The following is a 12644-nucleotide window of genomic DNA, read 5'->3' as shown; positions in this document are numbered from 1 at the left end:
ACCCAGGAGTCGCCGTGCTTCCCGCCCTCATCGCCGCCACCATCCCCAGTCCGTCGCAGGGCGTGTGGCACCTCGGGCCGTTCCCGCTGCGCGGCTACGCCCTGTGCATCATCCTCGGCATCGTCGTGGCCATCTGGATCGGCGAGAAGCGCTGGCAGGCCCGCGGCGGGACCCTCGGCGAGGTCCAGGACGTCGCGATCTGGGCGGTGCCGTTCGGCCTGGTCGGCGCCCGGCTCTACCACGTCGCCACCGACTGGGAGAAGTACTTCGGCTCCGGCGGCGACCCGGTCAAGGCGCTCTACGTCTGGGAGGGCGGGCTCGGCATCTGGGGCGGCGTCGCCCTCGGCGCGGTGGGCGCCTGGATCGGCGCCCGCCGGCGCGGCATCAAGATCCTGCCGCTGCTCGACGCGCTCGCGCCGGGCGTGCTGGTCGCGCAGGCGATCGGCCGTTGGGGCAACTGGTTCAACCAGGAGCTCTACGGCCGGCCCACCGACCTGCCGTGGGGCCTGGAGATCCAGCAGAAGCACTGGCAGTGCCTCGTCGACGGGGAGCAGACCAGCGGCGCCGCGTGCGGGACCGCGCTCGGCGGCCCGTACGCCGACGGGGTCGTGTTCCACCCGACCTTCCTCTACGAGTGCCTGTGGAACCTGGCCGCGTTCGCGGTCATCCTGTGGCTCGAGCGCCGCTTCCGCCTCGGGTACGGCCGGGTGATGGCGGTCTACGTGATGGCCTACACCCTGGGCCGCGGCTGGATCGAGTACCTCCGCGTCGACAACGTCCAGCTCGAGAACGTCCTCGGCCTGCGGTTCAACGTGTGGACCTCGATCGTGCTGTTCGTCGCGGCCGCCGCCTACTTCGTCTGGTCCAGCCGGAACCGCCCCGGCCGCGAGGAGCAGGTGTACGTCGACGGCCGCGGCCCGGCCGCCGACCAGTCCGACCGGCCCGACCAGTCCGACCGGGACGAGTCCGCCGAGGCCGCCGACGAGCCCGCGGAGCCCGCCGCCGAGCCCGCCGACGGGGACTCGTCCACGATCTGACCCGAGTTCGACAACCAATTGCCGTCGATCCACTCGACTCATTGCGCATCGGGTCGGCCGTCGGGGCGATGAGCGGGTAGCTGTGCCCCTTTTTCATGTCGCCTGTCGCCTCCGGAGCCCCAGGCGTCGCCTCCGGAGCCCCAGGCGTCGCCTCCGGAACCCCAGGCGTCGCCTCCGGAACCCCAGGCGTCGCCTCCGGAGCCGCCAAGGTCCGATCCGCTGGAGGACGTGCCCCGGGTTGCTCCTGGCCGCCCACGGCACGCCGGGAGTCATCGTCGAGCAGGGTCCCACGGATGTGATCTTCGACAATCCGCAGGACCCGCGCACGGCTGACTACGTGAACGGTCGCTTCGGCTGAGGGCCGCCGGGGTGTCCGGCGATGAAAACGGTGGGACACAGCGCGTTGACATGCTGCTAACCTGAAGCCTCCGCCGCGTGGGCCAATGCCGTCCCTTGCGCCCCACCTTCTGTTCGTCCCTCACCGGCCCCGCGGGGTCGTCGGGACGCAGACGTAGTCGACGGGAGAACCCTGGTGCCCTCTTCGCACAACGCGTTCCCGCCGCCCGAGGGTCTCTATGACCCGCGTCACGAGCACGACGCCTGTGGTGTCGCCTTCGTCGCGACGCTGACCGGTGTGGCCAGTCACGACATCGTGACGAAGGCCCTGACGGCCCTGCGCAACCTCGACCACCGCGGTGCCGCGGGCGCCGAGGCCAACTCCGGCGACGGCGCCGGGATCCTGCTGCAGGTGCCCGACGCATTCCTGCGCGCGGTCGCCGCCGACGCGGGGATCACGCTGCCGGTCGCCGGCACGTACGCCGTCGGCACAGCCTTCCTGCCCGGCGACGAGGGCGAGGTCGCCAAGACCCGCACCCGGATCGAGGAGATCGCCGTCGAGGAGGGCCTCGTCGTCCTCGGCTGGCGCGAGGTCCCGGTCGAGCCGAGCATCCTCGGCACCATGGCGCTCAGCGTCATGCCGACGTTCACCCAGCTGTTCGTGCAGGCGCCCGGCGGCGCGCTCAACGGCATGGACCTCGAGCGCCTCGCCTTCTGCCTGCGCAAGCGGGCCGAGCGCGAGACCGACGTCTACTTCCCGTCGCTGTCGTCGCGCACCCTCGCCTACAAGGGCATGCTGACGACCGACCAGCTCGACAACTTCTTCCCCGACCTGCGCGACGAGCGGATGGCCTCGGCGATCGGCGTCGTGCACTCGCGGTTCTCGACCAACACCTTCCCGAGCTGGCCGCTCTCGCACCCGTTCCGGTTCATCGCCCACAACGGCGAGATCAACACCGTGATGGGCAACCGCAACTGGATGCGCGCCCGCGAGGCGCTGCTGGCCTCCGACGCCATCCCGGGCGACCTCGAGCGACTGTTCCCGATCTGCACCCCGGGCGCGTCCGACTCGGCGTCCTTCGACGAGGTGCTGGAGCTGCTCCACATGGGTGGGCGCAGCCTGCCCCACGCCGTGCTGATGATGATCCCCGAGGCGTGGGAGAACCACACCGAGATGGACGCGAAGCGGCGCGACTTCTACCGCTTCCACTCCGCCACCATGGAGCCGTGGGACGGCCCGGCGTGCGTCGTGTTCACCGACGGCACCCAGATCGGCGCGGTCCTCGACCGCAACGGCCTGCGTCCCTCCCGCTTCTGGGTCACCGACGACGGCCTGGTCGTCCTCGCCTCCGAGGTCGGCGTGCTCGACCTCGACCCGGCCACCGTGGTTCGCAAGGGCCGCCTCCAGCCGGGCCGGATGTTCCTCGTCGACACCGAGGAGCACCGGATCATCGAGGACGAGGAGATCAAGGACCAGCTCGCCACCGAGCACCCCTACGGCGAGTGGCTGCACGGCGGGATCATCCACCTCGACGACATCCCCGAGCGTGAGCACATCGTCCACACCCATGCCTCGGTGACGCGGCGCCAGCAGATCTTCGGCTACACCGAGGAGGAGCTGCGGGTCATCCTCACCCCGATGGCCAACACCGGCGGCGAGCCGCTCGGCTCGATGGGCACCGACACGCCCATCGCCGCGCTCAGCGACAAGCCGCGGCTGCTGTTCGACTACTTCAGCCAGCTGTTCGCGCAGGTCACCAACCCGCCGCTGGACGCCATCCGCGAGGAGCTCGTCACCTCGCTCAACGGCACCATCGGCCCCGAGGCAAACCTGCTGCAGCCCGGCCCGGCGTCCTGTCGCCAGATCGTGGTGCCCTTCCCGGTCATCTCCAACGACGACCTGGTCAAGATCCGCCACATCAACCGCGACGGCGACCACCCCGGGTTCTCCACCCACGTCGCCCGTGGTCTCTACGACGTCAACGGCGGCGGCGCCGCGATGGCGGCCCGGCTCGACGAGATCTGCCAGGAGGTGTCGGCCGCGATCGAGGCCGGCGCCCGGATCATCGTGCTGTCCGACCGGCACGCCACCGCCGACCTGGCGCCGATCCCGTCGCTGCTGCTGACCGGCGCGGTCCACCACCACCTGGTCCGCGAGAAGACCCGCACCCAGGTCGGCCTGCTGGTCGAGGCCGGCGACGTCCGCGAGGTGCACCACGTGGCGCTCCTCGTCGGCTACGGCGCCGCCGCGGTCAACCCGTACCTCGCCATGGAGAGCGTCGAGGACCTGGCGCGCGAGGGCTACTACGTCAAGGCCGACCCCGAGCAGGCGGTCAAGAACCTGGTCAAGGCGCTCGGCAAGGGCGTCGTGAAGGTGATGTCCAAGATCGGCGTCAGCACCGTCGCGTCGTACACCGGCGCGCAGATCTTCGAGTGCATCGGCCTCTCGCAGAGCGTGGTCGACAGGTACTTCACCGGCACCACCTCCAAGCTGGGCGGCGTCGAGCTCGACGTCGTGGCCCAGGAGGTCGCCGCCCGGCACGCCAAGGCGTACCCGCCGGCCGGCATCGCGCCCGCGCACCGCGAGCTCGAGATCGGTGGCGAGTACCAGTGGCGCCGCGAGGGCGAGCCGCACCTGTTCAACCCCGAGACGGTCTTCCGCCTCCAGCACTCCACCCGGACCGGTCGCTACGACATCTTCAAGCAGTACACGAAGGCCGTCGACGACCAGTCCGAGAAGCTGATGACGCTGCGCGGGCTGTTCCGGTTCAAGGACGCCGCCGCGTCCGGTCGCGCCCCGATCCCGATCGACGAGGTCGAGCCGGTGGCCGACATCGTCAAGCGGTTCTCGACCGGGGCGATGTCCTACGGCTCGATCTCGCGCGAGGCGCACGAGACCCTGGCCATCGCCATGAACCGGCTGGGCGCCAAGTCCAACACCGGTGAGGGCGGCGAGGACTCCGAGCGGCTCCACGACCCGGAGCGGCGCAGCGCGATCAAGCAGGTCGCCTCGGGGCGCTTCGGCGTCACCTCGGAGTACCTCACCAACGCCGACGACATCCAGATCAAGATGGCGCAGGGCGCGAAGCCCGGTGAGGGTGGCCAGCTGCCCGGCAACAAGGTCTACCCGTGGGTGGCCAAGACCCGGCACTCCACGCCGGGCGTCGGCCTGATCAGCCCGCCGCCGCACCACGACATCTACTCGATCGAGGACCTGGCGCAGCTGATCCACGACCTCAAGAACGCCAACCCGTCGGCCCGCGTGCACGTCAAGCTGGTCTCCGAGGTCGGCGTCGGCACGGTCGCGGCCGGTGTGTCCAAGGCGCACGCCGACGTCGTCCTGGTCTCCGGCCACGACGGCGGCACGGGCGCCTCCCCGCTGACCTCGCTCAAGCACGCCGGTGGTCCCTGGGAGCTCGGCCTCGCCGAGACCCAGCAGACCCTGCTGCTCAACGGCCTGCGCGACCGCATCGTCGTGCAGACCGACGGTCAGCTCAAGACCGGACGCGACGTCGTCGTCGCCGCGCTGCTCGGGGCCGAGGAGTTCGGCTTCGCGACCGCCCCGCTGGTGGTCTCGGGCTGCATCCTGATGCGGGTCTGCCACCTCGACACCTGCCCGGTGGGCGTGGCCACGCAGAACCCGACCCTGCGCTCGCGGTTCAGCGGCAAGGCCGAGTACGTCGTCAACTTCTTCGAGTTCATCGCCGAGGAGGTCCGCGAGCTGCTCGCCGAGCTGGGCTTCCGGTCGATCGAGGAGGCGGTGGGCCAGGTCGACGTCCTCGACACCGTGGACGCCGAGCGGCACTGGAAGGCCAAGGGGCTCGACCTGGCGCCGATCCTGCACAAGGTCGACATCGCCGAGACCCACTTCCCCGACCAGGACCTGCGCAACACCGGCGGTCAGGAGCACGGCCTGGAGAAGTCGCTCGACGTCACCGAGCTGCTGCCGCTCGCGGCGCCGGCGCTGGAGTCGGGCGAGCCGGTCCGCGCCCAGCTGGCGATCCGCAACGTCAACCGCACCGTCGGCACCATCCTCGGCCACGAGGTCACCAAGCGGTACGCCGGCGCGGGCCTGCCCGACGGCACGATCGACCTGACCTTCCTCGGGTCGGCCGGCCAGTCCTTCGGCGCGTTCGTGCCCCGCGGCATCACGCTGCGGCTCGAGGGCGACGCCAACGACTACGTCGGCAAGGGCCTCTCGGGCGGCCGGATCGCGATCCGGCCCGACCGGAGCGCGACGTTCCGGGCCGAGGAGCACATCATCGCCGGCAACACCATCGCCTACGGCGCGACCTCGGGTGAGATCTTCATCCGCGGCGGCGTGGGGGAGCGGTGCTGCGTGCGCAACTCCGGCGCGACCGTCGTCACCGAGGGCGTGGGCGACCACGGCTGCGAGTACATGACCGGCGGCCGCGTGGTCGTCCTCGGCAAGACCGGGCGCAACTTCGCGGCCGGCATGTCGGGCGGCATCGCCTGGGTCCTCGACCTCAAGGACTTCCGGGTCAACGCCGAGCTGGTCGACCTGCGCCCGGTCTCCGAGGCGTACGCCGCGGAGCTCGAGCAGCTCGTCCGCGCTCACTTCGAGGAGACCGGCTCCACGGTCGCCGAGGCGCTGCTGGCCGACTGGGAGGCCGCACTGCCGCGGTTCACCGAGGTCATGCCGCGCGACTACGCCAAGGTCCTGGCGGTCCAGGCCGACGCCGAGGCCGAGGGCCTCGACGCCGATGCTGCCGCCGCACGAGTGATGGAGGTCCTCCATGGCTGATCCCAAGGGGTTCTTGAAGAACACCCGTGAGGTGGCCGGGCGTCGTCCGGTCGAGGAGCGGGTCCAGGACTGGGACGAGGTCTACCCGGGCGGGATCGGCCGCGCGCTGCTGCCGATCATCAACGTCCAGGCCAGCCGCTGCATGGACTGCGGGATCCCGTTCTGCCACTCCGGCTGCCCGCTGGGCAACATCATCCCGGAGTGGAACGACCTGGTCTGGCGCGACGACTGGGACGGCGCGATCGAACGGCTGCACGCCACCAACAACTTCCCGGAGTTCACCGGCCGCCTGTGCCCGGCTCCGTGTGAGACGGCGTGCGTGCTCGGCATCAACCAGCCGGCGGTCACCATCAAGAACATCGAGGTCTCGATCATCGACCGGGCCTACGAGTCGGGCTTCGTGCGGCCGCAGCCGCCCGAGTGGCTGACCGGCAAGACCGTCGCCGTGATCGGCTCCGGTCCCGCGGGCCTGGCCGCCGCCCAGCAGCTCACCCGGGCCGGCCACACCGTGGCCGTCTACGAGCGGGCCGACCAGCCCGGTGGCCTGCTGCGCTACGGCATCCCCGAGTTCAAGATGGAGAAGAAGCACCTCGAGCGCCGGCTCGACCAGATGCGCCGCGAGGGCACGGTCTTCCGCTCCGGCGTCGAGGTCGGCACCGGCAAGCTCACCGGCGACGCGCTCAAGGACCGCTTCGACGCCGTCGTCCTGGCCATCGGCTCCACCGTCCCGCGCGACCTGCCGGTCCCGGGCCGGGAGCTCAAGGGCATCCACCAGGCGATGGAGTTCCTGCCGCAGGCCAACCGGGTCGCGCTCGGCGAGGAGGTCGAGGACCAGATCCGCGCCGACGGCAAGCACGTCGTCATCATCGGCGGCGGTGACACCGGCGCCGACTGCCTCGGCACCTCGATCCGCCAGGGCGCGGCCTCGATCACCCAGCTCGAGATCATGCCCCAGCCGACGGAGGAGCGCCCGAGCGGACAGCCGTGGCCGACCTACCCGATGATCTACCGGGTGTCCTCGGCCCACGAGGAGGGCGGCGAGCGGGTGTACGCCGTGTCGACCAAGGAGTTCCTCGGCGACGACGACGGCAACGTCCGCGCGCTGCGCCTGGTCGAGGTCTCCTTCGAGGCCGGCAAGCTGGTCGAGCACGAGGGCACCGAGCGGGAGATCCCGGCCGACCTGGTGCTGTTCGCGATGGGCTTCCTCGGTCCCGAGCAGCCCGGCCTGGTCGAGCAGCTCGGCCTGGAGCTCGACGAGCGCGGCAACATCAGGCGCGACGACAGCTATGCGACCAATGTCGACGGCGTCTTCGTCGCCGGTGACGCCGGCCGCGGCCAGTCGCTCATCGTGTGGGCGATCGCCGAGGGCCGGGCCGCCGCCGCCGGGGTCGACACCTTCCTCACCGGCAGCACCCAGCTGCCGGCGCCGATCCCGCCGACCGCGCGCCCGCTGGTGGTCTGAGCCACCTCGTCGTACGGCCCCGCCGACCCGTCCCGCGCCCGCGGGGCGGGTCGGCTTTTTCACGTTCCAATTGCCCGATAGGCTGGCGCCGTGCGAAGAGCCAAGATCGTGTGCACCCTGGGACCGGCCACCAGTTCGGAGCGGAGGATCCGCGAGCTGGTGTACGCCGGCATGGACGTGGCCCGGCTGAACATGAGCCACGGCAGTCACGAGCAGCACGCGGAGGCCTACCGGCTGGTCCGCGAGGCCTCGGACGCGTCCGGCCACGGCGTCGGCATCCTCGCCGACCTCCAGGGGCCCAAGATCCGGCTGGAGACCTTCCCCGACGGACCGGTCGCGCTGGTGCGCGGCCAGCAGTGGACGATCACCACGCGCGACGTCGCCGGCGACGCGACGGTCTGCGGCACGACGTACAAGGGGCTGCCGGGCGACGTCTCTCCCGGTGACCCGATCCTGATCGACGACGGCAAGATCCGGCTGCGCGTCATCGACGTCACCGCCACCGACGTGGTCACCGAGGTGCTGGTCGGCGGCAAGGTCAGCAACCACAAGGGCATCAACCTCCCCGGCGTCGCGGTGTCCGTGCCCGCGCTGTCCGACAAGGACACCGAGGACCTGCGCTTCGCGCTGCGCCTGGGCGTCGACTTCATCGCGCTCAGCTTCGTGCGCAACGCCGCCGACGCCGAGGACGTGCGCACGATCATGCGCGAGGAGGGGGTGATCGTCCCCGTCATCGCCAAGATCGAGAAGCCGCAGGCGATCGAGAACCTCGACGAGGTGGTCGACGCCTTCGACGCCTTCATGGTCGCCCGCGGCGACCTCGGCGTGGAGTGCCCCCTGGAGGAGGTCCCCTTCCTGCAGAAGAAGATCATCGTCGCCGCCCGCCGCAACGCCAAGCCGGTCATCGTCGCCACCCAGATGCTGGAGTCGATGGTCACCAACCCCGCGCCGACCCGGGCGGAGGCCAGCGACGTCGCGAACGCCGTCCTCGACGGCGCGGACGCGGTGATGCTCTCCGGCGAGACCAGCGTGGGGGAGCACCCCGTCCACACGGTCGAGACCATGGCCCGGATCATCACCGCCACCGAGGAGCACGCCCTCGTCGACGAGAGCTTCAGCCGCTTCGGCCGCATCGAGTGGGACCCCCACACCCCGTCGGGCGTGATCACCAAGGCCGCCGAGGAGGTCGCCCAGCGCGTCGGCGCCAAGTACGTCGTGGCCTTCACCCAGTCCGGCGACTCCGCCCGCCGCCTCGCCCGCCTGCGCAGCTCCATCCCGGTCCTCGCCTTCACCCCCGAGTCCCGCTCCCGCTCCCAGCTCGCCGTCAGCTGGGGCGTCGAGGCCTTCCAGACCTCTACCGTCGAGCACACCGACGAGATGGTCCGCCAGGTCGACGAGGAGCTGCTCCGCATCGGCCGGGTCAAGGAGGGCGACCGCGTCGTCATCGTCGCCGGCAGCCCCCCGGGCATCCCCGGCTCGACGAACGCGCTGCGCGTGCACCGGATGGGCGACGCGATCAACGAGGTCGCGCCGGCGTACCGACGCAGCCGCTGAGTTTTCCCGTCGTACCGGACGAAATGGTCGTCAGAACGCCGGCAGGCTCAAGTGGTCGTAGCAACACCATTCCCGTGGAGGTGTTGTGGTCCGTCAGCGTGTGCCGTACGAGGTCCGTGCTCGGTTCTTTGACTTGGTGTGCACAGGCTGGTCGCTGGCGAAGGCCTCGAGCGAGGTCGGCGTGGCGAAGCAGTCGGCGTGGGAGTGGTGGCGCAAGTCTGCTCCGGTGACCTTGGAGCTTCTGCCAGGCCGAGTCGGGGGCATCGACAGCGCCCGCACCAGACTTAGCCCCGGGGCGGCCGGGGAGGCCGGGGTGGGTCAGCGGCGCATGCTGACCAGTGAGGACCGGGCTGTGATCGCTGCCTGCCTGCAGTGTCGGGCACGGGGCGAGAAGATCACGCTTGCTCAGATCGGTGAGCTGATCGAGCGGCACAAGTCGGTGATCGGTCGCGAGATCGCTCGCAACAGTGGCCCGGACGGCTCCTACTATGGCGCGCTGGCGCACCAGCAGGCCGTGGTGAAGCGCAAACGGCCCAAGGAGTTCCGGCTGGTCGCCGAGCCGGGCCTGTGCCGGCGGATCGAGGCCTGGATGGACGACGGTTGGTCCCCGCAGTTGATCGCGCGGGTGCTGCGTGAGGAGTCGCCCCACACGATCATGGGCCGTGTGTCGCACGAGACGATTTACCAGGCGCTCTACGTCCAGACCCGCGGAGGGTTGCGCAAGGACCTCTACCGGCAGCTGTCGACCAAGCGGGCTGCACGTAAGCCGCAGGGCGGGGTCAAGCGCGCGAACAGCCCGTACAAGGAGGCGTTCAAGATCAGCCAACGCCCGCCCGAGGTCGCGGACCGGGCGGTGCCCGGTCACTGGGAGGGCGACCTCATCATGGGCAGCCCGGGGAGTCCCGCGGTCGGGACGCTGGTCGAGCGGGCCACGCGGTTCACGATCTTGTTGCACCTGCCCGGCAGCCATGACGCCGAGTCCGTGGCTGAGGCGATGATCCGGGAGATGTCGCAACTGCCTGAGCATCTGCGGCGGTCGTTGACCTGGGACCGCGGGACCGAGCTCGCGGCCTACGCCAAGATCCAGACCGACCTGTCGATGCCGGTCTACTTCTGTGACCCGCACTCGCCGTGGCAACGCGGCACGAACGAGAACACCAACCGGCTGCTACGCCACTGGCTCACCAAGGGCAGCGACCTGTCCCGCTTCACCGCAGCCGACCTACGCCGGATCGCGGCCAGCCTCAACGCCCGCCCACGTCCTACCCTGGACATGAAGACACCAGCCCAAGCGCTGGACGCGCTGTTGTCGAACCCGGCAGCAGCCTAGAAGTTGCTTCGACCGCTTGACCTAGCCGCCTGATTCACGACCATCTCGTCCGGTACGACGCGGTTGCGGTGCCCCGGGTGGGATTCGAACCCACACTGGATGTGGTTTGAGCACATTGTCTCTGCCGTTGGACTACCGGGGCGATGTCGTGCAGAACCGTAGCCGAGACACTCCCGAGCCCCCGCACCGCCCGGCCCGATAACCTGACCCCGTGACCGAGACCGCCCCGCCCGAGCAGCCGCAGCCCCGCACCGTGGTCATCGCGGAGGACGAGACCCTGATCCGGATGGACCTCGCCGAGATGCTGGTCGAGGAGGGCTACGACGTCGTGGGCCAGGCCGGTGACGGCCAGAAGGCGATCGAGCTGGCCGAGGAGCTGCGACCCGACCTGGTGATCCTCGACGTGAAGATGCCGGTGCTCGACGGGATCGCGGCGGCGGAGGCGATCGCGGGCCAGCGGATCGCGCCGGTGGTGATGCTGACCGCGTTCTCGCAGCGCGACCTGGTGGAGCGGGCCCGGGAGGCGGGGGCGATGTCGTACCTCGTCAAGCCGTTCTCGCAGTCCGACCTGGTGCCGGCGATCGAGATGGCGGTGAGCCGGTTCGCTGAGATCCGCCAGCTCGAGAACGAGGTCAGCGACCTGACCGAGCGGCTGGAGACGCGCAAGGCGGTCGACCGGGCGAAGGGGATCCTGCAGGAGCAGCTCTCGCTCTCGGAGTCCGAGGCGTTCCGGTGGATCCAGAAGACGGCCATGGACCTGCGCATGTCGATGCGCGAGGTGGCCGACGGTGTCGTCGCGCACGGCGTGCCAGGGACGCCGAGCCCGTAAATCGTCCGACGTTCGGGTCGTCCAGGTAACAGATTCGTCATGATTTGTGACCTGGACCACCGAGTTGCTTCCACCGGCCCTGCTGCCGGTGTAGGTTCCCGCGGCAGGACATCCCGGTGGGTGGCGACCGCTGCCTGCCGGCTCGAACAAGGAAGCGGGACTGTCTTGAGGCCTAACAAGGTATTCGCGGCCAGCGTTGCGACGCTGGCACTCGGTCTGAGCCTGGCGGCATGCGGCACGACGGAGGACAAGGACGGCGGCTCCGGCGGCGACGCGGCCTGCGACCTGAGCCTGGCGTTCTTCGGCCCGGAGACCGGCGACGCGGCCGGCCTCGGAAAGCCGATCATTCAGGGTGCGCAGCTGGCGATCGACCAGCACAACGAGGACGCGGACTGCAAGGTCAAGTACGTCAAGTACGACTCGCAGGGCAGCCCCGACGAGGCGCCGGCCCTGGCGACCGAGGCGGCCGGTGACGAGAGCGTCATCGGCATCGTGGGCCCGGCGTTCTCCGGTGAGTCCGCCGCTGCCGGCGACACCTTCGCCGAGGCGGGTCTGCCGACGATCACCCCGTCGGCGACCAACCCGACCCTCGCCGACAACGGCTGGGACACCTTCCACCGTGCGCTCGGCAACGACGCGACCCAGGGTCCCGCCGCCGCGCGCTACATCAAGGACACCCTGAAGGCGTCCACCGTCTTCGTCATCGACGACGCCTCCGAGTACGGCGCCGGACTGGCCGGCATCGTCGAGAAGGACCTCGGCTCCGCCGTCAAGGGCACCGACACCATCCAGCAGAAGCAGACCGACTTCTCCGCGACCGTCACCAAGGTGACCGACGCCAAGCCGGACGCCGTCTTCTTCGGTGGCTACTACGCCGAGGCGACCATCCTCATCGGCCAGCTCCGCGATGGTGGCTTCGACGGCACCTTCGTCGTGGCCGACGGCGTGAAGGACCCGGCCTTCCTCGACGCGGGCAAGGCCGCCGAGGGCACCATCATCACCTGCCCCTGCATCCCCGACACCGACCCGGCCGTGGCCGACTTCGCGAAGCAGTACCAGGACAAGTTCGGTGAGGCCCCCGGCACCTACGCCGCCGAGGCGTACGACGCCGCGAGCATCTTCCTCGCCGGCATCGAGGACGGCGTGGACAACCGCGCCGACATGCTGAAGTTCGTCAACGACTACGACGAGAAGGGCATCACCAAGCAGCTGAAGTTCGACGACAAGGGCGAGCCGGCCGACGTCCACGTCTACGCCTACACCGTCAAGGACGGCGCCATCGTCCCCGAGGGCGAGATCAAGTGATCAACGGCTAGTCCGTCCGACATGAC

General features: G+C 70.2%; 7 protein-coding genes and 1 tRNA gene. 7 read left to right on the top strand and 1 reads right to left on the bottom strand.

Annotated features, from left to right (window positions below):
* Positions 1-14: 14 nt before the first annotated feature.
* The 5 genes from lgt to JOD66_RS01235 all read left to right on the top strand — a co-directional run bounded on the left by lgt (position 15) and on the right by JOD66_RS01235 (position 10484).
* Positions 15-1037, top strand: coding sequence for a prolipoprotein diacylglyceryl transferase (lgt, locus tag JOD66_RS01255; RefSeq protein WP_204835144.1), 1023 nt, complete (start codon positions 15-17; stop codon positions 1035-1037).
* A gap of 532 nt (positions 1038-1569) precedes the next feature.
* Positions 1570-6138, top strand: coding sequence for a glutamate synthase large subunit (gltB, locus tag JOD66_RS01250; RefSeq protein WP_204835143.1), 4569 nt, complete (start codon positions 1570-1572; stop codon positions 6136-6138).
* Positions 6131-7600: a glutamate synthase subunit beta gene (locus JOD66_RS01245; RefSeq protein WP_204835142.1), complete on the top strand. Its 1470-nt coding sequence runs from the start codon at positions 6131-6133 to the stop codon at positions 7598-7600. The genes gltB and JOD66_RS01245 overlap by 8 nt, the downstream gene beginning before the upstream one ends.
* Positions 7601-7690: 90 nt before the next feature.
* Positions 7691-9154, top strand: coding sequence for a pyruvate kinase (pyk, locus tag JOD66_RS01240; RefSeq protein ID WP_204835141.1), 1464 nt, complete (start codon positions 7691-7693; stop codon positions 9152-9154).
* Between the two features lie 85 nt (positions 9155-9239).
* Positions 9240-10484, top strand: coding sequence for an IS30 family transposase (locus tag JOD66_RS01235; RefSeq protein ID WP_204835140.1), 1245 nt, complete (start codon positions 9240-9242; stop codon positions 10482-10484).
* A gap of 69 nt (positions 10485-10553) precedes the next feature.
* Here JOD66_RS01235 and JOD66_RS01230 read toward each other — a convergent pair.
* Positions 10554-10626 (bottom strand) — tRNA-Leu (locus JOD66_RS01230).
* A 69-nt stretch (positions 10627-10695) separates the two neighbouring features.
* Here JOD66_RS01230 and JOD66_RS01225 point away from each other — a divergent pair.
* Positions 10696-11313: an ANTAR domain-containing response regulator gene (locus JOD66_RS01225; RefSeq protein ID WP_204835139.1), complete on the top strand. Its 618-nt coding sequence runs from the start codon at positions 10696-10698 to the stop codon at positions 11311-11313.
* Positions 11314-11478: 165 nt separating this feature from the next.
* Positions 11479-12618, top strand: coding sequence for a branched-chain amino acid ABC transporter substrate-binding protein (locus JOD66_RS01220; protein ID WP_204835138.1), 1140 nt, complete (start codon positions 11479-11481; stop codon positions 12616-12618).
* The last annotated feature ends 26 nt before the right edge of the window (positions 12619-12644 follow it).

The sequence above is a fragment of the Nocardioides nitrophenolicus genome, assembly GCF_016907515.1.
GTDB lineage: Bacteria > Actinomycetota > Actinomycetes > Propionibacteriales > Nocardioidaceae > Nocardioides > Nocardioides nitrophenolicus.
The sequence above is the reverse complement of the archived record's forward strand: the minus strand, read 5'-3'. Positions and strand labels throughout refer to the sequence as shown.